At 48.5% G+C, this 23322-nt stretch carries 17 protein-coding genes; 2 read left to right on the forward strand and 15 right to left on the reverse strand.

Annotated features, from left to right (window positions below):
* The first annotated feature begins 788 nt into the window (after nucleotides 1-788).
* Together Q0G26_RS00005 and Q0G26_RS00010 are read left to right on the forward strand one after the other, a co-directional pair.
* Nucleotides 789-2846, forward strand: a complete 2058-nt coding sequence (locus Q0G26_RS00005) for a penicillin-binding protein 1A (RefSeq protein ID WP_293827330.1) — start codon at nucleotides 789-791, stop codon at nucleotides 2844-2846.
* 151 nt (nucleotides 2847-2997) lie between these two features.
* The gene (locus Q0G26_RS00010; protein WP_293827331.1) at nucleotides 2998-4368 is read left to right on the forward strand and encodes a pyruvate carboxylase subunit B; all 1371 of its coding nucleotides are present in this window, start codon (nucleotides 2998-3000) and stop codon (nucleotides 4366-4368) included.
* Nucleotides 4369-4427: 59 nt separating this feature from the next.
* Here Q0G26_RS00010 and Q0G26_RS00015 read toward each other — a convergent pair whose 3' ends face one another.
* The 15 genes from Q0G26_RS00015 to Q0G26_RS00085 form a co-directional block, all read right to left on the reverse strand.
* Nucleotides 4428-5780, reverse strand: a complete 1353-nt coding sequence (locus Q0G26_RS00015; protein WP_246869336.1) for a hemolysin family protein — start codon at nucleotides 5778-5780, stop codon at nucleotides 4428-4430.
* Nucleotides 5781-5993: 213 nt separating this feature from the next.
* Nucleotides 5994-8780 carry an isoleucine--tRNA ligase gene (gene ileS, locus Q0G26_RS00020; RefSeq protein ID WP_293827334.1) on the reverse strand — a complete coding sequence of 929 codons (2787 nt, stop codon included), beginning with the start codon at nucleotides 8778-8780 and terminating at the stop codon, nucleotides 5994-5996.
* Between the two features lie 1474 nt (nucleotides 8781-10254).
* Nucleotides 10255-10926, reverse strand: coding sequence for a histidine phosphatase family protein (locus Q0G26_RS00025; protein ID WP_293827337.1), 672 nt, complete (start codon nucleotides 10924-10926; stop codon nucleotides 10255-10257).
* An 11-nt stretch (nucleotides 10927-10937) separates the two neighbouring features.
* Nucleotides 10938-11756: a DivIVA domain-containing protein gene (locus Q0G26_RS00030; protein WP_293811172.1), complete on the reverse strand. Its 819-nt coding sequence runs from the start codon at nucleotides 11754-11756 to the stop codon at nucleotides 10938-10940.
* Nucleotides 11757-11767: 11 nt separating this feature from the next.
* On the reverse strand, nucleotides 11768-12553 hold the full coding sequence (locus tag Q0G26_RS00035; RefSeq protein WP_293827341.1) for a YlmH/Sll1252 family protein: 786 nt from the start codon (nucleotides 12551-12553) through the stop codon (nucleotides 11768-11770).
* Between the two features lie 3 nt (nucleotides 12554-12556).
* Nucleotides 12557-13378 carry a pyrroline-5-carboxylate reductase gene (gene proC / locus Q0G26_RS00040; RefSeq protein ID WP_293827343.1) on the reverse strand — a complete coding sequence of 274 codons (822 nt, stop codon included), beginning with the start codon at nucleotides 13376-13378 and terminating at the stop codon, nucleotides 12557-12559.
* The gene (locus tag Q0G26_RS00045; protein WP_293827345.1) at nucleotides 13366-13932 is read right to left on the reverse strand and encodes a cell division protein SepF; all 567 of its coding nucleotides are present in this window, start codon (nucleotides 13930-13932) and stop codon (nucleotides 13366-13368) included. The genes proC and Q0G26_RS00045 overlap by 13 nt, the downstream gene beginning before the upstream one ends.
* Nucleotides 13933-13955: 23 nt before the next feature.
* On the reverse strand, nucleotides 13956-14657 hold the full coding sequence (locus tag Q0G26_RS00050; RefSeq protein WP_293827347.1) for a YggS family pyridoxal phosphate-dependent enzyme: 702 nt from the start codon (nucleotides 14655-14657) through the stop codon (nucleotides 13956-13958).
* A gap of 187 nt (nucleotides 14658-14844) precedes the next feature.
* Nucleotides 14845-15984, reverse strand: a complete 1140-nt coding sequence (locus Q0G26_RS00055) for an acyl-CoA dehydrogenase family protein (RefSeq protein WP_210685518.1) — start codon at nucleotides 15982-15984, stop codon at nucleotides 14845-14847.
* Between the two features lie 64 nt (nucleotides 15985-16048).
* On the reverse strand, nucleotides 16049-16495 hold the full coding sequence (locus Q0G26_RS00060; RefSeq protein ID WP_293808257.1) for a PaaI family thioesterase: 447 nt from the start codon (nucleotides 16493-16495) through the stop codon (nucleotides 16049-16051).
* 210 nt (nucleotides 16496-16705) lie between these two features.
* Nucleotides 16706-18613, reverse strand: coding sequence for a glutamine synthetase (locus Q0G26_RS00065; protein WP_363316383.1), 1908 nt, complete (start codon nucleotides 18611-18613; stop codon nucleotides 16706-16708).
* 218 nt (nucleotides 18614-18831) lie between these two features.
* Nucleotides 18832-19902, reverse strand: a complete 1071-nt coding sequence (holA, locus tag Q0G26_RS00070; RefSeq protein ID WP_293827356.1) for a DNA polymerase III subunit delta — start codon at nucleotides 19900-19902, stop codon at nucleotides 18832-18834.
* 15 nt (nucleotides 19903-19917) lie between these two features.
* Nucleotides 19918-20202: a helix-turn-helix transcriptional regulator gene (locus tag Q0G26_RS00075; protein ID WP_040564469.1), complete on the reverse strand. Its 285-nt coding sequence runs from the start codon at nucleotides 20200-20202 to the stop codon at nucleotides 19918-19920.
* Between the two features lie 63 nt (nucleotides 20203-20265).
* Nucleotides 20266-22413: a DNA internalization-related competence protein ComEC/Rec2 gene (locus Q0G26_RS00080; protein ID WP_293827358.1), complete on the reverse strand. Its 2148-nt coding sequence runs from the start codon at nucleotides 22411-22413 to the stop codon at nucleotides 20266-20268.
* On the reverse strand, nucleotides 22413-23069 hold the full coding sequence (locus Q0G26_RS00085) for a helix-hairpin-helix domain-containing protein (RefSeq protein ID WP_293827360.1): 657 nt from the start codon (nucleotides 23067-23069) through the stop codon (nucleotides 22413-22415). Before Q0G26_RS00085 ends, Q0G26_RS00080 begins: the two co-directional genes overlap by 1 nt.
* Nucleotides 23070-23322: the final 253 nt, after the last annotated feature.

Raw genomic sequence — 23322 nt, forward strand, 5'->3', positions numbered from 1 at the left:
GCGTTCGTCCTGAGCCAGGATCAAACTCTCCAATAAAGTTTATTGAAGAACTAATCTAGCTCTTATTATTTAAAAAAAGAAGTTATTTGACTTGGTCTTGCGCTTTCGCGCTCGACCCGCACATTCGCTTTTTCTAGGTTCAATGTTCAGTTTTCAAGGTTCAGCTTCTGGCTTCGATAAATTGTTATCTTCTGCGTCAACTCATCACTTCACTCGTTCAATATACTATAAGTATTATCTCACTCGCTCAGCTTGAGTTTCCTTGAATCTAAGCAATTTTTCTTTGCCAGTGCCTAGCGATTTTGGCTTTTGTTTTGTTGCCGTATCGCGTCGACTTGTATATAATACCACGTGACCTAGGTTATGTCAACACTTTTTTCGGCACTTTTTTAAGATTTTTTCGTGAAACACTAGGATTCGTGGAAAAACAACCATGCTTGATTATTGCTTTTATCGGTCTTAAAATTTCTTCAAAAAATCTCAAAAAAGTAGCATTTTCAGCTGTTTTTTTCATAAAAACGGCCGAAAATCAGTAAAATTTTTCTTTGTTCCGCAGATTTTTTTCTTAAAATCATGTAGGTTTTTTCTTCTATCTTCATTATCCGCAGACTGCCGATTCAATACATATCCTTCCGGAGCATGCTTTTACATACTTTCCTTTAAAATAAATACGCTGAGTTTTCAATAATTCTATGACAAAGTTGTCTGAAAATGCTATAATAAGATGACTTCTATTTGCAGCCTTTGGTATTGGCTGCGCAGTCAATATAATGAAGAAGAGGTAGAAAATGTTTAAAGTACTAAAATTCATTGTCATCAGTGTTGTTTGCCTCATTATAATGGGAGCATCAGTGCTTTATGGCTTCTCCAGTCTTTTTGCACCTCCTAATATGGATGAAACACTGATTCCGGACGCTGCTTCACAGTTCTACGATATCAATGGTAACGCAATCTATACTACGCTTTCGGAAGAACGCAGAGTACCTGTTACTATTGATAAGATTCCTAAGCATGTGCAGCGTGCCTTTATTGCTATTGAAGATAATCGCTTCTATGAACACGGTGGTATTGACTACCGCGGCACAGCACGTGCTCTGCTTTCTACATTAAGCGGTCACGAAGTACAGGGCGGCAGTACCATTACCCAACAGCTGGCAAAGAATGCTTTCCTTACCCAGGAACGTTCCATCATCCGTAAAATTAAGGAAGCTTTTATTGCCAAGGAACTTGAGCACAAATATACTAAGGATGAAATCCTCACTATGTATCTGAACCAAATTTATTTCGGTCAGGGCGCATACGGTATTGAAAGTGCTTCCATGTATTACTTCAATAAGCATGTTCAGAATCTGGATATCGCTGAAGCTGCTACTCTGGCAGCTATTCCCAAAAGCCCTAACTACTTTAATCCTTTTGAAAATCCGCAGGAAAGTAAAAAACGTCAGGAGCTTGTTATCGACCAGATGGTTAAATACGGTTTTATCTCTGCTGCCGACGGTAATGCTGCCAAAGCAGAAAAGCTTGTCTTCAGCACAACACATAAAACCAATTCCGATCCTCGCTCCTATTTCTTCGATATGATTACCCAAAAGGTTATCGAAGAGGTTGGTGCAGACGCTCTCTATAAGGGCGGTCTTAAGATTTACACCACTTTAGACCCGGATATGCAAAAGGCTGCTGAAAATGCTATGAAGCATCTGCCGGGCTATTATACAGACGGCAAAAAGCTGACTCAGCCGCAAATGGCTCTGGTTGCCGTTGACCCGCATAACGGTTATGTTAAAGCTATGATCGGCGGCCGCGGCCAGGATAAGTTCAACCGTGCTACTCTTGCAGTACGTCAGCCCGGTTCTGCCTTCAAGCCTTTTGTCTACCTGACTGCTATGCAGAACGGTTATTCTCCGGCCAGTGTCATTGAAGATAAGGAAGAAGAATTCTCTCCCGGCTGGAAGCCGCAAAACTCCGACAGAGCATGGCACGGTAAGGTAAGCCTGCGTACCGCTCTGGTCCGTTCTATAAACGTGCCTACCGTTAAGCTGGCCCAAGAGGTTGGTGTAAGCAAAATTATTAACAATGCCGAAAAAATGGGTATTACTACTCTGGTTGATTCCGGCGCCTACAGCGATGCAAACCTCGCTATGGCACTCGGCGGTCTCAGCAAGGGCGTTAATCCGCTGGAAATGGCTGCAGCCTACGGCGTTCTGGCAAGCAATGGTATGTATTGCAAGCCTATTGCTCTGCTCAAGATCGTTGACCGTGAGGGTAAGGTTCTGTACGAAGCTAAGCCTGAACCCAAACGTGTTATTGATGCCGAAGCAGCATACCTGACTACTAATATGCTGCAGGATGTTCTTATCAGCGGCACTGCAGGCGGCATGGGAATCGGCCGTCCGGCAGCAGGTAAAACCGGTACTACCGATACCTACATTGATGCCTGGTTCGTTGGTTACACTCCCGACCTCAGTACTGCCGTATGGGTTGGCGATGATAACAACAAATCTATGAACCGTATGTACGGCAGCGGCGCTCCGCTTTCTATCTGGCATGATTTCATGGTCAACGCTCTGGCCTCTACTCCGCGCACCGGCTTCAGTAATCCGGGCGTAGCTGTTCCGCCGGAACCGGAAATCAAGCAGGATGATAAGGACAAAGATAAAGACAAGGATAAGGATAAAGATAAGGACAAAGACAAGCAGGCTCCCGCTACGGTAACAACTGAAGGCAATGCCAACCAGTCACCTGTAGTAAGCAGCCAGCCCACTAAAAAGAAACGCAGCATGAAGGACCGCGTTAACGAAATCATGGGCAAGCCTGTTGTCAGCAACCAGCCTACTCCGCGTAACTAATTCACTTTTATGGTGGTCACTAAGTGTGGCCACCATTTTTTATTGCTCGAAACTTAGTATACTGTATACAACAAATCCGGTTTATGCTATAATAAATACAGCTATAAATCAGCTTTAATTAACGAACTATACTAATAAAAGGAGTACTGCCATGGAGAAGAAACCCGTAAAAATAGTTGAAACCGTCCTGCGTGACGGCCACCAGTCCCTTGCTGCCACCAGAATGCGCATCAGCGACATGCTGCCGGCACTGGAACAGTTGGATAACGCCGGCTACTATGCTTTGGAGGCTTGGGGCGGCGCCACCTTTGACTCCTGCCTGCGCTTCCTTAACGAGGATCCCTGGCAACGTCTGCGTACGCTCAAAAAGCATCTGCGCAAAACCCCTATTCAAATGCTGCTGCGCGGTCAGAACATTTTGGGCTATAACCATTATGCCGATGACGTTGTACGCGAATTTGTAAACCGTTCTGTTGACAACGGCGTATCTATTATCCGTATTTTCGATGCTCTTAACGATACACGCAACCTGGAATGTGCAATGCGTGCCGCTAAGGAAGCAGGCGCACATGTTCAGGGTTGTATTGTATATACCATCAGTCCCTACCATCAGGACAAGGACTTCGTTCAATTAGGTAAAGAGCTGGCACAGATGGGCGCAGATTCCATCTGCATTAAGGATATGGCAGGCCTGCTGCGTCCCTACGCTGCCGAAAGCCTTATCCGCAGCCTGAAGGCAGAGCTTGACCTGCCTATCGACCTGCACACACACTTCACCAGCGGTATGGGCGATATGACCTACCTGAAGGCTGTTGAAGCCGGTGCGGACATGATTGATACCGCGCTTTCTCCGTTCTCCGAATCTACCAGCCAGCCCTGCACCGAAGCTTTGGTAGCAACGCTGGAGGGCACTCCCTACGATACAGGTCTTAATCTTGCCGAGCTCAACAGCTTGGCAGACTATTTCAAGGATGTACGCAAGAACCTTATCCATGATTTCAACCTGAACGCCAACATCCCCATCGATCCCAAGGTACTCACCTTCCAGATTCCTGGCGGTATGCTTTCCAACCTGCTGAACCAGATGAAGGAGATGGGCGTTGCCGACAAATACCCACAGCTGCTTGAAGAAATGCCGCGCGTACGTGCCGAGCTCGGTTATCCGCCGCTGGTTACTCCTACAAGCCAGATTGTAGGCTCTATGTCCGTATTGAACGTTGCACTCGGACGCTACAAGATGATTCCCCGCGAGGTTAAGGATTTGATTCTTGGCAAATACGGCCGCACTCCGGGACCGATTGACCCTGAGGTTAAACGCCTGGCCATCGGTGACGCACCGCAAATCGACCACCGTCCCGCCGACGATATTCCGCCGCAGATGAAAAAGCTGCGTGAAAAGCTGGCTGAGGAAGGATTCCCCAACGCACCGATTGAAGACGTTTTAAGCTATGCCTCCTTCCCCGAGGTAACTCTTAACTTCCTGCGTCACAGCAACATCGGTATGAAATTCCACGATTTATAAGCACAATGCTAAAGAGCACGCTGAGAAAATTCTCAGCGTGCTCTCTTTTTATGCAGATATTATTTTACATCCTCCAGGTGTTCTTCCTGAAGCTCCTCGTGAATCTTTTCCGGCTCATGCAAAAGCTGGATACCGACGCGCACGATACGCATCTTGTCAATTTCTTCTACCGTAAAGGCTGCAGCAGGTGTCTGCACCTTCTGCCCCACCTTAGGCGGATAATCAAGCTGAGAGTAAACCCAGCCGCCGATAGTATCACAGTTTTCGGTATCTAAGGCCAGCTCAAAGGTATCGTTAACATCCTCCAACAGCATTTTGCCGTCGACAGAATAGGTTTTGCTGCCCTTTTCTTCCACCTCCGGGCGCTCCTCGTCAAACTCGTCCTGAATTTCGCCTACGATTTCCTCCAGGATATCCTCAACGGTAACCATACCTGCGGTACCGCCGTACTCGTCAACCAGGATTGCCAGCTGGCTGCGATGCTTCTGCAGGATGCGCAGCAGCTTGCTGATAGGCAGAGATTCCGGCACCAACAGCACCTTACGTGCCAGACTGCGCAAATCGGGACGCTCGCCGGCATTTAAGCTGCGCAGCAAATCCTTGATATGCAAAAAGCCGATAATGTGGTCCTTGTCCTCATCACAGATAGGATAACGCGTCATACGCTCTTCAAGCGCCGTCTTGATATTATCCTCCCAGGAATCCTCCAGATACAGGCAAATCATATCGGTACGCGGCACCATGATGTCGCTGGCGCGACGGTCGGAAAAGTCAAAGACATTATCCAGATAAGTAAGCTCTGTTTTATCAATATAGCCATGCTTATGGCTTTCTTCCATCAGTATGCGGATTTCATCCTCGTTGTGCGCCTCTTCCGCCTCACTCGCAGCCTCAACGCCCAGTTTGTGCAGCACCCAGTTAGCAACGTGATTGAGGAACCACACAGCAGGATACATCAACTTATCAAACAGAATCAGCGGTGTTGCCACAAACAGAACAATCTGCTCTGTCTTTTGAATAGACAATGATTTAGGCACCAGCTCGCCTAAAACAATATGCAAAGCGGTGATAACACCGAAGCCGACAACAAAGGCTATTGTATGCTCAACTTGCGGCGGCAGCTGCAGCAGATTAAATACAGGATGCATCAGCTTAGCCACGGTCGGTTCGCCAATCCAGCCTAAGCCCAGCGAAGCAATGGTAATACCAAGCTGCGTAACCGAAAGATAGGCATCGAGATGCTCCGTTACCTGCTTAGCGCTTTCTGCCCGAGTATTGCCTTCCTTAATCAGCGCATCAAGACGCGAAGGACGCACCTTGACAATAGAAAACTCCGAAGCAACGAAAAAGCCGTTCAGCGCCACCAAAAATAAAATTGCTATAACATTAAACAAACATATGAGATAGTCCAAAAATCTCTGTAATCCTGCAGATTGCAGAAAAACAGTTTCACCTCCGTAAAATATATAATATTAACAGTATTGTACCATACATAGACGATAAAGCAAAATAATTTTTTGTAAAATTTGTAGCAAAAAAGCCGCCGTATCAGCAAAAATTTACATGATACGACGGCTTTAAGTTTTTATTTTATGTTGACTACAGCTTTATGCAAAGACGATGCCTTATTTAACTGCTTCAGCACAGCGTTTGCACAGGGTCGGATGCTCAGCGTCCTGACCAACCTCGTCGCTGTAAATCCAGCAACGCTCGCACTTGTGGCCTTCAGCAGCAGCAACGGTAACCTTCAGGTCCTCGCGGCCGGTTGCTTCGGCACCTTCAGCAGCGCCTTCAACAATAACCGCCTGAGAAACGATCAGCAGAGTTGCCAGGTCTTTTTCTACGGATTTCAGGATAGCCAGAGCTTCGCCTTCGGCGTGCAGCTCAACCTTAGCGTCCAGGGAGTGACCGATTTGTTTGTTACGACGAGCCAGCTCCAGCACCTTAGTGATTTCGCTGCGGATTTCAATGAAGTTATCCCATTTGGTTTCCAGCTCTTCGTTGATGTATTCTTCCTTAACTTCCGGCCAGGGCAGCATTTGTACGGATTCCGGAGCATTAGCAGGTTTCTTCATGAACTGCCATACTTCTTCCATAGTGAAGCTCAATACCGGGGACAGCATAACGATGAGGTCCATGAGAATTTCATGCATAGCAGTTTGTGCACTGCGACGCTCTTTGCTGTCAGCCTTGTAAGCATACAGGCGGTCTTTGAGGATATCCAGATAGAAGCTGGACATTTCAACGGTGCAGAAGTTGTGGATTGCATGATACAGTACATGGAAATCATAGCTTTCGTAAGCAGCGGTAACTTCCTTCTTCAGCAGCTGCAGATGCATCAGAGCCCATTGATCAAGCTCCAGCATTTCGTTGAACGGAACTGCATCGGTTTCGTAGTTGAAATCGTTGGTGTTGCCCAGGATGTAACGGATGGTGTTACGGATTTTGCGGTATACTTCAGCCAGCTGCTTCAGGATTTTCGGGGAGATACGGATATCTGCCTTGTAATCGGAGGAAGCAGTCCACAGACGGATGATATCAGCGCCGTATTGTTTGATTACGTCCTGCGGAACGATAACGTTACCTACGGATTTAGACATCTTGCGGCCATCGCCGTCAACTACATAACCATGAGTCAGTACGGATTCGTACGGAGCACGGCCTGCAACAGCAACGGATGTCAGCAGAGAGGACTGGAACCAGCCACGATGCTGGTCACTGCCTTCGAGGTACATAGCAACCGGCCAGGACAGCTCCGGACGTTTTGCGGCAACAGCCATGTGAGAAGAACCACTGTCGAACCATACGTCCATGATATCGCTTTCCTTGTGGAAGTGCTTGCCGCCGCATTTCGGGCAGACAGTGCCTTCCGGCAGCAGCTCTTCTGCAGTGTGAGCCCACCATGCATCGCTGCCTTCTTTTTCGAACCAGTTAGCAACAGAATCGATGGTAGCTTCGTTAATCAGATGCTCGCCGCAGTTATCGCAGTAGAATACCGGGATAGGAACGCCCCATACGCGCTGACGGCTGATGCACCAGTCGTGACGGTCGCTTACCATGTTATGGATACGTTGTTGGCCCCAGGAAGGAATCCACTGTACATCATCGATAGATTTCAGTGCTTCATCACGGAAGCCGTCAATAGAAGCGAACCATTGAGAGGTTGCGCGGAAAATAATCGGGTTTTTGCAGCGCCAGCAGTGTGCGTATTGGTGCTTAATGTTTTCTTTACCCAGCAGGCAGTTCAGCTCAGCCAGATATTTCAGTACCGGGATATTAGCGTCGAATACAAACATGCCCTTGAAGCGTTCGCCTGCTTCTTCGGTCAGTTTACCTTGGGAGTCAACCGGGCAGAGAATCGGCAGCTTGTATTTCAGGCCGGTTTCAAAGTCGACATCGCCATGACCAGGAGCGGTATGTACGCAACCGGTACCAGCTTCGGTAGTTACATAATCAGCCATAACTACGAGGGAACGGCGGTTGTTGTATTCAGGGAACGGATGCACGCATTCAGCGAATTCCATATCCTTACCAAGAGTAGTGCCAAGGATATTGCTGAGATCCTTGTGGCAGACAGCGCCAACCTGAGCCAGCAGGTCTTTAGCCATGAAGAGAACTTCGCCTTCGCATTCAACCCAAGCATATTCCAGAGCAGGGTTCAGAGCAACAGCAACGTTGGCAGGCATGGTCCACGGAGTGGTGGTCCAAATTACCATGTAAGCTTTTTTGCCTTTAGCAGCTTCCGGAGTCTGGCCGTTGTCTTTTACCAGCGGCATTTTTACGAAGATAGTCGGAGTTTTTTGTTCGCCGTATTCGATTTCTGCTTCAGCCAGAGCGGTTTCGCAATGCGGGCACCAGTAAACGGTCTTTTTGCCTTTGTAGATATAGCCTTTGTTAGCCATAGTACCGAATACACGGATCTGCTCAGCTTCAAAGCTGTGATGCAGAGTGATGTACGGATTTTCCCAGTCGCCCAGAACGCCCAGACGTTTGAAGTCTTCGCGTTGGATATCAACCCATTGCAGAGCGAAGTCGTGGCATTTGCGGCGCAGAGTCAGCGGATCCAGCTCATTGCGGTTCAGGCCCAGCTCTTTGATAGCAGCGTGCTCAATCGGCATGCCGTGAGTATCCCAGCCGGGAACATACGGGGTGTCGAAGCCTTGAGCGTATTTGTATTTCATGATGATATCTTTTAAGATTTTGTTCAGGGCATGACCCATGTGGATTTTGCCGTTTGCATACGGAGGGCCGTCATGCAGAACAAATTTCTTGTGGCCTGCATGCAGAGCCTGCTTTTTGCCATAAATATCGTTTTCTTCCCAGAATTTCAGGAAATCAGGTTCGCGTTGCGGTAGACCGGCACGCATAGGGAACTCTGTTTCGGGCAGATTCAGTGTTTTACCATAGTCCATTACTAATAACCTCCAATTTTATTAAACAAAAAATTTAACAATATAAAAAAGCTTCGTCCCTCAGATAAGGGACGAAGCTGTAGACTAACAACGATTAATACGCTTGCGTATCATGCATCATTAACAAACGTGTACTCCGTGGTACCACCCTCATGACGACAGCCTTGGCCGCACGCCACTCGTGTGCGCAATATCGGGCGCTCCCGTATGCAGCTACTCAGGTTCGCCGCATCCGCTCCAAAGTGATTTTCACCTGCTTTACTTCGTCCGGGCTTGCACCATACCCCGGCTCGCTTATCCTGCGCCGCAAGCTACTGTCTTTTTCATCGCGTTAGCAAATATCAATAAACGCTAATATTATACATTAGACAATGTGATAAGTCAAGGAGTGAAGAGCCCTACACTGCCAAAATTTTATAATACACATCTTCAGACTTCTTACTGCCAAAGTCATATGTTAACAATACAGTCGAGGAATTATTCTTAATCCTGCTCTGTTAACATAAATTATTTGAACTTCAGTCTTTAACCAAAACGTCACAAACACTCGCTTGCGAAAAATACTTCTTTATGTTATATTATAGGCAAGAAGACAACCGCCCACAAGGTGGGTTGCCCGAAAAAAAGAGTAGAAAAGCCACTCCGTTACCGGTCAAAGTTCAGGAGTGGTTTTTCTATGTCCGTAACTGTCTTATTACTTTCGGTTCTGAAAAATGAACGTCAGCAACGCTACGATAAAAATTCCAAAGGACATTAAGTCCTGAAAACTGAAATATACCATAGACATCACCTCCATTCCTAAGAATTTTGGCAATGCCACCCTGCAACACGGTCGTCTTGCATAGTATTTTATCATACCGAATCTAAACATACAACGAACAAGCTGTGAAGTTTGTGTTGTATGTTTTTCTTTTTTATAAAATGCTTACCACACACTCATATTACAATATAGCACAAAGATTTTTAACGCCAACCGGAAAAAAGTACAACAGCAAAAAATTCTCCCAAAAAAAGCTGCTAACAACACGCCCTAAGCTCTTTGCCTTTAATCACTTTTATCTTATCATTCTTTAGGATAATTAGCAACAATACTTCAGTTCTCCCCTACGCCCATACTTATGGCTACAGTATAGTATACTGCGCCCTACGCTCTACTTCTACCGTACTTTACGTCTATCCTTTAGGTAGTACTCTAAAGAACAAGGTTACTACTAGCTACGCTAGTAGCTTTTATCAACGCAGAAGAAAAAGCGAGAAAGAAAACCAACAAAAGAAAGAACGAAAAAGAAGATTCACTCTTATACTCGGGAAAAACGAAGCAAAATTATTACACTGTTTAAGAAAAAATTTTTAAATTTATTTTTTTAGGTGTAATAAATTTCATCACGAAAAGACGAGTAATAGAGTGAGAACACAAAAAACAACCGCTTAAGCGCTTTTTCCAAAGCACCCAAGCGGTCATTCACAGCCTTATTCACTTCTCGTACTTAAACTCAAACACGCCAAAGCCCTTTCCCTGCGTCAGATGACTTACGTCATTCAAGCGGAAAACAGCATGCTCATGCCATTTGTTAATTCCCAGAACAGTTACGCTGGCGGGCTGCACATCAACAGAAAAGTTAAACGCCGCCACCTGCTGCATATCCATTCCCAGCCAACGGAAAATAATATTCTGAATCGTGCCCTTATGCGCAACAATCAGCAGATTTTCCTTATCGACATCCGCACAATGCCACAAGCCGTGTACATTACGGCGATAGAACTCATTGCGCGTTTCACCGCCGGGATAATTGCGGTGATCCAGCTCCTGCTCGGAAGCAGGCTTGCAAAAATGCTTCTTGGCCTCCTCCTCGGTCATGCCGGCAGCAATGCCGTTATTCTTTTCCCTCAGGAATCGGCAATGCTCTATTTCGCCCTTAAAGCCAAGCTCCTCGGCAATAATCTGCGCCGAAGCGGAAGCGCGCTGCAAATCACTTGCCAGAATACGCAGCTTGCAATTACGTCCGACAAAATCCTTTGCCAGCTTTACCGCAGCTGCCTTTATCTGCGCCCTTCCCTTTTCGGTCAGCTGCGAATCCGTCCAGCCGCCGGTCAATCTTTGCGTATGATGCGTTGCTTCACCATGCCTCACTAAGATAATCATCATTCAGCCTCCGACTATTCTTCGTTATGACTGGCATAGTTTTTGAGCAGCTCAACCTGCGTTTCCAGCAGATGCAGCATATTTTTACGATGCAGCGCCGCTTTTTTCACCTGCTCGTTGTAAGCCTGTTCGGCCATAGCAGCCTTGGCGTCAGCCTCAAAAATAATTTTACGGCTGCGTTCCTCTGCATCCCCCACCAGTTTACGATATTTAGTATTTGCATCCAGCATCATTCTGCCGGCTTCGCTGCGAGCATCCTCCAGCAGCTTGTTAGCCTCACTGGCAGCGCTATTGGCGCGTTTTTTGCAGACATCCTCGGTAGTAACACGCAGCTTTTCTGCATCTACCTCAGCAGTGCTGCGCAGCTTATCTGCATAAGCCTTAGCCTCTTCGCGCAGCTTGTTGCATTCAGCCATAGCTGCCTGCAGCATGTTATCGGTTTTGTTCTTTGTCTGATTATACAAATCCTCGGCATGCGCCATGGTATCATCGTGCAGCTTCTGCGCCGCAGCCTTCGCTTCGCTCAGCTGCTGCTCGCACTTTACTGCTGTTTCCTTCTCCAGCAACGCCGCCTTCTTTTCGCTGGCGTTCTTCACCTCGTCAGCGGTTTCCTGCGCTACAGCCAGTGTGCTCTGCATGGTAGCCTCCATCTGTTGATAATATTCCAGCTTGGAGCTGACGCGCTCGATAGTTTCCTTCTGCTCCAGGTTATCCAGATAAAGGTATTCGTATTCCTTAATCAGCTTGGCAAGAAACTTGTCTACCTCTTCTACCTCATAGCCACGAAAACCCTTGGTAAAAGTTTTTTTCTTTAAATCCTCCGGATTAAGCATGGTTTATCCTCCTAGATATAACGCTTCAGCGTTACGCTGATGCGTCCTTTTTTAGTAGTGCCGCGGATTTCCTCAATCTCTACTCGTCCACGGCCGCGGAAGGAAATTACATCGCCCTCGTTCACCGGCTGTGCTGCCTTCTTGGCCTCTTTCCAGTTTACCTTGACATTCAGGCTTTTGATTTCATCCGCCATACGGCTGCGGCTTACGCCATAGCCTGCCGCTGCCACGGCATCAAGACGCAAATCAGCGACTGTTGCGTTAATCAGCTTAACCTTTTCTTCCTTCTGCAGCAATTCCTCGCGAGGAATTTCCGTAAGCGTTACCGGCGCAGAACCAATCTGCGTCAGATTACCGGTAAGATAATTTACCAGCGATTTTTCTACCACAAACTGCGCTCCCTCAGGCACAAAAACGATATCGCCCAAGGCCTCGCGCTTGCAGCCAGTGCCCATAAACGCACCCAGAATATCGCGATGCGACAAATCATAATAACGCTTATCCCAAGCCGCCAGGAAATAGGCCATACCGAAATCCGGCTGACCGTAAAAATCATCGGCAACAAAGGCAACCTTCACCCTTTCGGCATTACTGAAGCCGCCGTCGCTTTCCAGACGCACATTTTCGTAGTTCGCCGCAATGATTTCCGCAACGTTATAGGCATGAGGATCAAGAAACTCGCTCACACGGAACTTGCGTGATTTATTGGCGCCCTCGGCCAAATCCAACAGCTTGGCCGCCAGCTGTTCGTCACCGCCGGCTTTAAAGTAACGCAGAATTTTTTCTCTGTCTGCCATAAATTATTTCCCCTGTAATTCTTTATCTCTTTGCAGCACTGCCTGCACCGCATCATAAAAAGCACCGCGCACGCCATGGTTTTCCAAAGCATGGATACCGGCAATAGTCGTGCCGCCGGGGCTTGTTACCTGGTCGCGCAGCTGTGCCGGATGCAGGCCGCTTTCTACGCACAGCTTGCCGCTGCCTGCCATTGTCTGTGCAGCCAGCTTAATAGCCAGCGCACGCGGCAGACCGGCACGCACACCTGCGTCAGCCAGTGCATCGATAATCACAAAGCAATATCCCGGTCCGCAGCCGGAAATAGCGGTAATCGCCTGTAATGCTTTCTCATCTACAAATTCTATTTCACCACAGCTGCTGAAAATTGCTGCCGCAGTCTGCTTCATCGGCTCGGTTACCGCCTCATCGCAGCAGATGGCGGTCATGCCTGCGCCTGCTGCCAGCGGCGTGTTCGGCATCGTACGGACTACCGGGAACCCCGGAGCATAAGCATGCAGCTGCTCCAGCGTAACACTGCCCATGATAGAAAGCACCCAGGCATCCTTTTTCATCGCAGCCATCAGCTCGGGCACCAGCGCCACCGGTGCTACCTGAGGCTTAACGGCAAAGATTACCAGATCAGCATCCTTCACTGCTTCCTTATTATCCGTCGTAACATTTACGCCGTATGCTTCACGCAGGCTTTGCGCATGTGCCTCAGTCGGTTCACCCACAGTAATCATTTCCGGCGCAATCAGGCCACCGCCAAGAATACCCTTGATAATAGCCTTGGCCATAGCGCCGCCGCCGATAAATGCAATTTTCTTTACTGCTATTTGTCCCATGGATTATTTCCCCTCTCGTCAAGCTCGTGCTCTTCGCCCGCATCTATATCTACGTTTTTCGGGGCGCAGATAACAATATTGCGTCCCAGCTTTTTCATGCTGCCGCCGATAGCATAAACAGTACCGCTGATAAAATCAGTCATACGCTTGGCAACAACATTATCTGTCTTATCGTAATTAACAACTACAGCCTGATTATCGCGCAGATAATCGGCAATCTTGGGAGAATCGTTGAAGTCGACAGGCTCCAGCAGCACAACCGTCATCAGCTTGTCGGCAATAGGCAGGTTAATAGTTTTGCTGCCCATCTTGTCATTTTTAGCCGGTGCATCCTTCTCAGCACTTTTCTTGAAGCTCAAAATAGATTTACGCTCACGCTTAGGCTCCTCTGCAGGTGCAGCAGCCGGTGTTTCCTTGCTGCCGAAGAAACGCTTCTTGGGCTTCGCAGGCTCCGGTTCATTCTTAGCAGGCTTCTCTTCAACTTCCTCTTCAATGATTTCATCATCATCGTCGTAAAGGCTTAAGGAATTCATGATTTTATCAATAATTTTCATTACGTCACCAACCTTCTCTATGTTTAAAATTTCAGGCTATAATCACGTTGGCCGAACAAGGCTGTGCCTACACGCACAATATTGGCGCCTTCTTCTATCGCAACTGTGTAATCATTGCTCATACCCATAGACAGAATATCTGCCTGCGGATACTGCTGCTTTAAGCGGGCAAATGCACGGTAGCCTGCCGCAAATACAGGTCTTGTCTGCTCGATATCCTCGCATTTCTGGGCAATAACCATCAACCCGCGCAGACGCACATGCTTATATTCGGGCAACTTCGGCAGCAGCGCCAGATAATCCTCTTTGTCCAGGCCGGACTTTTGCTCCTCATGGGCAATGTTCAGCTGCAACAGAATATCCTGCACCTTACCGATGCGTTCCGCCTCCTTATCAATCGCAGCCAGCAAATGCTCACTGTCAACCGATTCAATAAGATCAAACAAGGCAACAGCCTGGCGCGCCTTATTCGTCTGCAGATGACCGATAAGATGCCAGTAGCCGTGTTTGCCCAAGGTCTCCTGCTTATGCTTGGCCTCCTGCACGCGGTTTTCGCCTACGTTGGCAATGCCCAAGGCTTCGATATCTGTAATAATTTCGGGCGGATGATTTTTCGTCACCGCCACCAGCGTTACCTTATCTCCTGTGAGCAGGTCTTTATTTTTACGCTTGTCCAAAGCAGACGCTATCTGCTCCTGAACCTGCTTTAAATTATCAGCTAACAATGTATTTGCCCCCCAATTCTCAGCAAAATGATTTGTGGCAAAGATTCTGCTTTTTATTATGCTTTAAAAGCTCTTTATCTTTATATTTTAGCATACGTGTAAACCATTGTCACGAATAAAAACAACAAAGAGCTGCCACACAAAAGTGCAGCAGCTCTCAATAAATTTATCTTCGTTATGATAGCTATTAGTATAACAGCTTGTTGGCAATAACCAGACGTTGGATTTGGTTGGTGCCTTCGTAGATTTGCATGATTTTAGCGTCACGCATCATCTTCTCTACGGGGTACTCTTTAGTGTAGCCGTAGCCGCCCATTACCTGAACAGCGTCGGTGGTTACCTGCATAGCGGTATCGGCAGCATAGCATTTAGCCATAGCAGCCTCTTTGGAGAATTCCATGCCCTGGTCACGCATCCAGCAAGCCTTTTGAACCATGAGGCGAGCGGTTTCAACCTTCATAGCCATGTCAGCCAGCATGCCTTGAACCATTTGGAAGGAAGCAATCGGTTGGCCGAACTGACGGCGCTCTTTAGCATATTTAACAGCGCAGTCCAGAGCAGCCTGAGCGATACCTACGGAAACAGCGCCAACGAACGGACGAGCGCTGTCTAAGGTGTTCATAGCAATACGGAAGCCTTCGCCTTCGCGGCCTACGCGATAGGACTCAGGAATAACAACGTCTTGCAGAACCAGCTCGGTAGTATTGGAAGGACGGATGCCCATTTTGTTTTCTTTTTTGCCAACGGAGAAGCCCGGAGTGTCTTTCGGAACGATGAAAGCAGTCAAACCACGAATACCGCCGGTTTTACGGGTGTTAGCGAATACCAGGAAGATTTCTGCCAGACCACCGTTGGTGATGAACATTTTGGTACCGTTCAAAGTGTAGGTACCCTCTTCCTTGTTGTGTACAGCACGGGTAGAAACACCACCTGCATCACTGCCTGCACCGGGTTCGGTCAGAGCGAAAGCAGCCAGACCGCCATTGTTCAGGACATCGCAATACATTTTCTTTTGTTCGTCGGTGCCTGCCAGCAGAACAGGTACAGTTGCCAAGCTGTTGGCAGCCAGAGAGGTTGCAACACCTGCGCAGCCTTTGCCCAGCTCTTCATAAATGGTAGCAACAGAAATGCTGTCCAGGCCGGGGCCATCTAATTCTTCCGGAACAATAACGTTCAGCAAGCCCATTTCGTTAGCCTTGTCAATCAGGCCGTCACGCATATGGTTTTCTGCATCCATTTCAGCAGCATAAGGAGTAATTTCTTTTTCAACAAACTCCCTTACCATTTCCTGTAATTCTAATTGTTCCTCGTTTAATGCAAAATCCATCATATCCTCCTTGATATCAAGCGGTCTTCCGCGTCATTTCCCTTCCAAATAAACTCAGGCAAGCTCACCATTTGGCGGGTATCTCTTTAAATCTGTCGACGACAAACATCGTTGTTAAAATCGTCCCAATTAAATGCTCTTTGCTGTCAGTCATTTCAGCCTCAATAACCATCGTAGAATGTCCGGAATGCTTAATATGGCTTCGTACCGTTAAGGTAGTCGGCTCATGGACACCTTTGATAAAATTCATGCTGAAATTAAGAGTTGCCACTACAGCGCCCACGCTTGCACCGGTAACACCCAGAACGGAGTCTGCCAAGGCCAACATCACTCCGCCGTGACATATGTCACGATGATTAAAATGCTTTGCCGGATCAACGTCAATGCTGACTTCAGCACTGCCACACTTTATCTCACCAATATGCACACCGAATTGAGTCATAAAATTATTATCCGTGTACATCTGGCGAATATAGGCAGGAACATCCTTGACCTGCTCCACAGCTATCATCGCCTTTCTTCGGACAGCAGAAAATATTACTGTCAATATATCTTTGATATTTTACCACAAAACAGCGCTTAACTCAACAGTTTCATGCAAAAAAATAAGCTGAAAGGAAAGTTTTAGGGATAATTTTTTCAATAGTCGCACTTTGATATAAGCACGAAACAAAATGGCTGCCGCACTTTGAGTACAGCAGCCATGCAGGAAGCATATAAATTAATCGATGATATTTTGCTTGTAATCGTGATACAAAGTCTTGAGCTCTTCCATAGTTGCTCCCATCTCAACCTTGAGCTTGGAAACAGTATCGTAGTCGCCTTCGGCAACAGCTCTGCGGATAGCAGTGAAGATGCTCTTCTCTTCGAAGGAATCCTTGGCCAGCTTAGCACGCAGGTTCTGGATTTTACGCCACATTGCCAGGTCGCAGTCGGTGCAGGTTTCCTGATTGTGCAAGCGTTTCATATCGATAACAGCCTGATAGTTTTCCGGAATCAGACGAGTCAAAAGCTCGGTTTTCCAGCGAATCAGCGCACCCTGCATGAAGGAGTCGATATATTCCTTCTTCAGGATATTGCCTTGGGTGAGCACGGCAACCTTTTCCGGATATTTTTCGAAGGCGCAGAGATTTTCCCAAACGGTAGCAGGCGGTTCACCGAACAGCTTGCTGCGTTCTTCCGCAGTGAAATCTTCAAACACATCTTCCTCAGTACGATATTGACGGTCGGTATCCAGATAGAAACCCTCTTCGCCGGCCTTCTTGGAAATTTCTTTTTCCAGAGCCTTCAGGTCCTTGCCAGATTCTACGCAAGCCTTGATGCCGTCGAGGCAGGACAGGTAGAAGGCAGCAATGGCGATGTAGGTATTGGTGTACGGGTTCGGAGAACGCATTTCGATACGGGTAGCCTTATCGTTGTCCAGATCACGGATCAGGCCTGCAAGAATGGTTCTGTTACGGGACGGGTTATCCGGGCTCAGACCGAGGCTGGTAACGATGCAGACAGGAGCCTCGAAGCCGGGTTTCAGACGGTTCAGAGAGTCAATGGTGCAGGAGATAAACGGATTGGTTACCTCGTAGTTTTTCAAAAGGCCCATGAGAGCGCCGTAGCCGACAGCGGACAGGAAGTCCTCATGCATATCCTTAGGCGAGAACAGGTTAACAATCTTGCCGTTTTTCATTTTTGCGGCAATGCCTACATGTGTATGTTCACCGCTGCCTGCAACACCGGGAATCGGTTTAGCCTGGAAGGAAACCTCCAAGCCGTTCATGCGGAAAACTTCTTTAACGATGATACGTGCCAAAAGCTCGTTATCAGCAGTCTGAACGCCGCTGCTGAACTTCCAGTCAACCTCCAGCTGCTCCATAACGTGAGTCATATGACCTGCACCGTCAATCTGGCCTTTAACGCCGCCGCATTCCTTGTGGCCCATTTCCGGCTCCAGACCGTACAGCTCCAGAGTCTGGATAGTCTGCTCCAATGCAGTACGCACGTTGCCGCGGGTACGCTGCCAGTATTGCTCCTGCATTACCTGAGAGGAGCTCAGAGCCTCCAGCGGTGCGTCCTCACGCGGAGTTTTTACCCAAAATTCCAGCTCGGTAGCACTGGTGAAGAGCAGCTTTTCAATCTCAGCAGGATTTACATGCTCCAGGCCGGCAATTACCGGATGCTTAGCAAACAAATCCATAATCTCTTTTTCTACATAAGCCAGAGTATCATTCAAAATAGAACGGGAATCAACATGATTGCCGTTGTGAATCAGATAGCAGGGAATGCGCAGAGTACCGATCATACGACCGCTTTCTGCGTCAAAATGCTCATAGTTATAATCAACAAACCAGTTAACGGTTTTATCAACCTTCATATCAACGCGGGCATCGTTCAGAGTAGCGATACCGGTCAGCACAACGGAGGAGCCGTCAGTCTGTGCTGCGCTGCCTGCCAAAAAGCCATCGATATCCTCAAGGAAAATCTTCATCGGGATTTTTTCGTCGGTATCATTACCGGCAAAATCCACACCCATCAGAGATACGAACTGAATCTCCGGATGCAGAGTCAGAAGCTCACGCAGAGTGCTTTCGTTTTGTTCTTCTGGTTTAATTACGTACAGTAAATCTTTGTTGTTCATGATCAGTGCAGCCATAAGGCTGCCTCCTTTCTCAATACTCCCTAATTATCATGCTGCAGAAAAATGCTCCCTACATATTTTCCGCAAGATAAACGAAAAAGGACCTTTTTAAGCATGGACATACTACTTCCTTACTCAAAAAAGTCCTCGTTGACTGTTCTATTATTATAGCAGATATTAAGTGCTTTTGTCCAGCTTTAATTTCTGAGGATAAGATATCATGCAAGCAGGCGGACAAGTATTTCCTCCAGCTTTTCGTAGCCGCGTCCGCCCTGACGCAGCTTGATATTCATATCCGATAGTCCCAGCAATGCTTCCGTCAGACGCTTTTCGTCAAAGCGCCTGCTGTCGCGCTCCAAAAATCTGTAGGCATAGGGGCTGCGCATCCCCAGCTCATCCATAATGCCCTTCTGGTCGTAGCCTCTGCGCTTCAGCTCCAGATAGCGCAGCACCTGACGTAGCTTAAAGGCTACGGTTGCGCTGAGCGGCAGGATATAGGTTCCGTGCTTGCGTTCGCTCGCCAGCAGCTCCAGACACTGCTTCAGCTTGCCTGCCATAATATAATTGGTCAGCGCAAAAGATGATGCGTTGGGCAGCAGCGCGAACACATTCAGCACATCATCTTCCGTCCATTCCCTGCGTCCTGCGGCATAAATTGCCAGCTTGCCGATTTCCTGCTGCAGCAAATCCAAGGGAATCTCTTCCTTCACCGGCTCAATATATTCGCTGATGGCAGCCAGCGCATCTCTGGTAAAATGCGCGCCGTATGCTGCTGCCTGCGCATACAGCCAGTCATCAAGCTCTCTTTCCTTAATACGCTCACACGGACAAATCAGCGCACTTGCTTTGAGCTGCTTATAAAGCTTGGTCCGCTTATCCATTTTTTTACTGCTGATGACCAGCAGGCAATAATCCGGTACATCGCTGACTATCGCCGCCAGCTGCTCCATTTTCTTGGAATCGGTATCATCCTGCGCATCTGCAGCGCTGTTTGCTTTGGCAGGCTTTGCTGCCCACAGCTTTTCGTCCTTCAGAAAAATCAGCGATTTGCCGCAGAAGAAGGGATAGCTGTTGACGGCCGCCTGCAGGCCGGACAAATTGGTGTCCTTGTCAAAAACCGTTATTTCGCGGTCAGCCTCCGGCGTATCGCCAAAAACATATTTCGGCAGCGCGGCAATAATGCTGTTGCGGTAGTAATCCTCCTCGCCGCACAAAAGCAGTACCTGCGCCTGAGGCAGCGGCTTATGCTGTTGTAATAGTGAAATCAGGTTTTCCGGTTTAATATCCATCTGTATTCCCTCTTATTATTTTTCTAACGGTACAATAGCTAAAGTCTTGCCCAAAGGTGCAAGTATTTTTAAAATTGTACTGATTTTAGGAATAGAGGTACCGTTTTCCATTCTGGCAATTACAGGCTGCTTTACTCCGCTCAAAAGCTCTAATTGCTTTTGGGTTATTCCCTTATCCTGACGTGCCTTGATCAGTTCCCCGATTAAAGCAACTCGCAAATCACTTGCGGAAATTTCTTCCGGTGTAAAAATATTCTTTCTGACATCCTGCCATTCATAGCCCACTGCACTATTTTTCACTTTCCTCACTCCTTAATTTCTCTCCTTTAATTATAACTTATAAGTTATATTTTGACAACAGCTTCACTGTAAATCAGCGTAGCCATAGCATTTTATTCCCTCTGCGTCAAAAACAACTTTAATACACCCCAATTCATCTGTTCTGACAACATTGCTGCCTATTGCCTGCAAACGCTCCAGTGTTTCCTGATGCGGATGGCCGTAGCGGTTGCCGCGTCCGCAAGAAATCACCGTCAGCCGTGGGCGCACCTGCTCCAGAAAACCAATACTGCTGCTGTAATGCGAACCGTGATGTCCTGCCTTCAGCACAGTGTACTGCTGCAGCTGCAGCCCTCGCTCGCGTTCCTCCCCCATGTCGCCTGTAAACAGCACGCTGCCCTGCGCACTCTGCAACGCTGCCAGCGTGCTGGCTTCATTTCCCGGCACAGCCTGCTGCGGTACATCTGTCAAAACAAGCTCTGCATTATCATCCAACGCATAGCGTTCACCGCTCTGCACTACATGCGCCTGCGTCCTGCCGGCCTGCGCCAAAATTTTCTGCCGTACCCTTTTGCTTTCCTCCGTCAGTGCTTCGTTAGGCAGAAGCAGCTTTTTCACCCGCAGCTGCCGCAGCAAATCCGCCGCAGCGCCCACATGGTCAAAATCATAATGGCTCAAAAGCAGGATATCCGCCTCACGCTTGCCCAGATAGCGCAGAAATGGTGTTATCACGCGCGTTGCTGTCGATATATTTTTCAAGCCGCCGGTATCAATAATTGCCACATGCTGCGAGGGCGTAACGATAACAGCGCAATCACCCTGCCCCACATCCAGAAAATAGCAGGCCAGCGGCAGCGTGCGATACTGCTGATAGGCAAGCGTCCCGACAAGCAGCAAGGCATGCAAAAGCAGGATGCAGCGCCGCTCCCTGTTGCTCCAAAATTGCAGCCAGGAAAAATCAGCCCATACAAATAACGCTGCATAATAAAGCACAAAGCAATAAGCAGGCAGCTTACCGATAACCACAGTGCTGTACGGCAGAGCGGCAAAAAAGCGTGCCTGCGTCAGCACCTGCGCCGTCAGCCAGGCAGCAAGCTGCAACAGATAATCGCCGCAGGCAGGCACCAGTGCGCCCACGAGTGCCAACTGCGCCGCGATTTCCAACACTGGCACCAGCACGATATTGCTTACAAGAGCAATCAGCGAAATTTGGTGAAAATAGTAAACATCCAAAGGCAACACAGCTATTTGTGCTGCCAGTGAAACCGCTGCCGCTTCCCCTATCGGCGCAGGCAAGGCCTGCGGCAGTAACCTTTGGCATGCAGGCAGTAGCCACAAAAGACCGGCCGCCGCCCCGAACGATAGCTGAAAACCGATATCGGCCAGCCATAACGGCTGCAGGCACAACAACAGCGCCGCCACCAGGCACAGCAAGCGTCCGCGCTCCGCACCGCTGCCGCCAAGCAGCAGGACGCTGCTCATAGCCAGCGCCCGCAGCACCGGCGGACGCAAGCCGCAAAGCAACGCATAGGCAATCAGCAAAGTGATAACCATAACCTTACGCCAGGGCAGCGGTACCCACTGCAACAAAGCAAGCAACAGGCCTGTGAGCAGCACAATATGTGTACCGGAAACTGAAAGAAGATGTGCCAGACCATTATCCGTAAACAGCTCACGTGTTTCTTCATCCAGCCTGCTGCTGCCGCCAAGCACCATACCGCTCAGCAGCGCCCCATATTCACCACCGGCAGCTGCTTCCATGCGCTCGCTCAGCTTTTTATTCCACAAGGCAAAGCGCTGCCACCACCAAACCTGCGGCTCTGTCTTTAGCAGCTGCGCCTTGCTCAAACGTCCGCCCAGCTCCTGCACCCTGTTATAGCTGGCAGCATCAAAGCCGCCGGGGTTACGCAGGCTGTCCAGTTGCTCCAACGTCCCCTTAAGCACCACACAGCCTGCCTGCGGCAGCTCGCCCTTCACGCTCACGCGCAAACGTCCGCTGTAAGCAAGCTCCGTATCGCTATACACCTTTTGACAACGCAGAATTGCACTACTAAAGCCATCCTGCCGGCGCACGCTCAAAGGTTCCACCGCGCCCTGCACAACCAGCTGCCGCCCGAAGCAGGCAGCAAGCTGCTGCTCAGCGGACGGTGGCATGTTTAGCAGGCGAAAGGATAATATACAAAGTAGTATGAGCGGTAAAAATAAGCGTAAATAACGTATTTTCTGCTGCACTAGTCTACCTCCACATAATCACGCAGCTTTGCCAGCTTAGCTTTACCGATTCCCGGCACGCGCAGCAAATCATCTGCACTGGTAAAGCGCCCGTTTTTTCTTGTTTCCACAATGCGTTGCGCCAGCGCCGGGCCAATGCCCGGCAGCTGCTGCAGCTCACTGGCGCTCGCGCTATTAATGCGCACGCTCTGCACTGCAGAGTTATTTTTTTCTGCGCCTGCTTTAGTACTGCCTGACTTTCCTAACGCACTCTCACCTAAATCGGACTTTACCTGAGCCTTTTTCCTCTGCGTTCTGCTTGTCCGTGCAGCCTTCTGCACCGGTACTCTTATCTGCATGCCATCGCGCACCTTACGCACCAGGTTGACACGTTCGCTGTCGGCATTTTCCGTCAGGCCTCCGGCAGCAGCAATAGCTTCTTCCACTCTGCAGCTGGCAGGCACATCGTAAATTCCCGGCTCCAGCACGGCGCCGCTCACCTGCACGCGTACTATTTTTGCCTGCGCTGCTTTTGATGTGACAGCACTTTGCGCGCTCTGCAGGATGCTGTCGCCAGGCAACGCTTTTGCTTTGTCATTAGTGCTTATAAGGCTGGTGATGATGCAGCCTGTGAGGAGAACGGCGATGAAAATCAGTTTTTTTACTTTTGCTTGCATGGGGATACCTCCTTAGGGTGTTGGGAAAAAATATTTTAGAACAAAAATAGAGCCTATCTTAAAGAGCCTCTCATATGACGTGCATCGGCAGACCGAGCCTCTCCTCGGGGAGAGGTGCCGAGCTTGTCGAGGCGGAGAGGGGTTTTTCTGTGCAACTTTTTTCTGAACTCTATCCCCTCTCAGTCACCCTTGCGGGTGACAGCTCCCCCCTAGGGGAGCCTCTTTAACATACAACAGCAGACTGAGCCTCTCC

This window comes from uncultured Phascolarctobacterium sp. (assembly GCF_934190775.1).
Lineage (GTDB): Bacteria > Bacillota > Negativicutes > Acidaminococcales > Acidaminococcaceae > Phascolarctobacterium_A.

Excerpts from the sequence above, each read along its gene's own strand:
- Q0G26_RS00005 (WP_293827330.1), top strand. The coding sequence starts at position 789 with ATGTTTAAAGTACTAAAATTCATTGTCATCAGTGTTGTTTGCCTCATT.
- Q0G26_RS00010 (WP_293827331.1), top strand. The coding sequence starts at position 2,998 with ATGGAGAAGAAACCCGTAAAAATAGTTGAAACCGTCCTGCGTGACGGC.
- ileS (WP_293827334.1), bottom strand. The coding sequence starts at position 8,780 with ATGGACTATGGTAAAACACTGAATCTGCCCGAAACAGAGTTCCCTATG.
- Q0G26_RS00025 (WP_293827337.1), bottom strand. The coding sequence starts at position 10,926 with ATGATGATTATCTTAGTGAGGCATGGTGAAGCAACGCATCATACGCAA.
- Q0G26_RS00030 (WP_293811172.1), bottom strand. The coding sequence starts at position 11,756 with ATGCTTAATCCGGAGGATTTAAAGAAAAAAACTTTTACCAAGGGTTTT.
- Q0G26_RS00035 (WP_293827341.1), bottom strand. The coding sequence starts at position 12,553 with ATGGCAGACAGAGAAAAAATTCTGCGTTACTTTAAAGCCGGCGGTGAC.
- proC (WP_293827343.1), bottom strand. The coding sequence starts at position 13,378 with ATGGGACAAATAGCAGTAAAGAAAATTGCATTTATCGGCGGCGGCGCT.
- Q0G26_RS00045 (WP_293827345.1), bottom strand. The coding sequence starts at position 13,932 with ATGAAAATTATTGATAAAATCATGAATTCCTTAAGCCTTTACGACGAT.
- Q0G26_RS00055 (WP_210685518.1), bottom strand. The coding sequence starts at position 15,984 with ATGGATTTTGCATTAAACGAGGAACAATTAGAATTACAGGAAATGGTA.
- Q0G26_RS00060 (WP_293808257.1), bottom strand. The coding sequence starts at position 16,495 with ATGATAGCTGTGGAGCAGGTCAAGGATGTTCCTGCCTATATTCGCCAG.
- Q0G26_RS00065 (WP_363316383.1), bottom strand. The coding sequence starts at position 18,613 with ATGAACAACAAAGATTTACTGTACGTAATTAAACCAGAAGAACAAAAC.
- holA (WP_293827356.1), bottom strand. The coding sequence starts at position 19,902 with ATGGATATTAAACCGGAAAACCTGATTTCACTATTACAACAGCATAAG.
- Q0G26_RS00085 (WP_293827360.1), bottom strand. The coding sequence starts at position 23,069 with ATGCAAGCAAAAGTAAAAAAACTGATTTTCATCGCCGTTCTCCTCACA.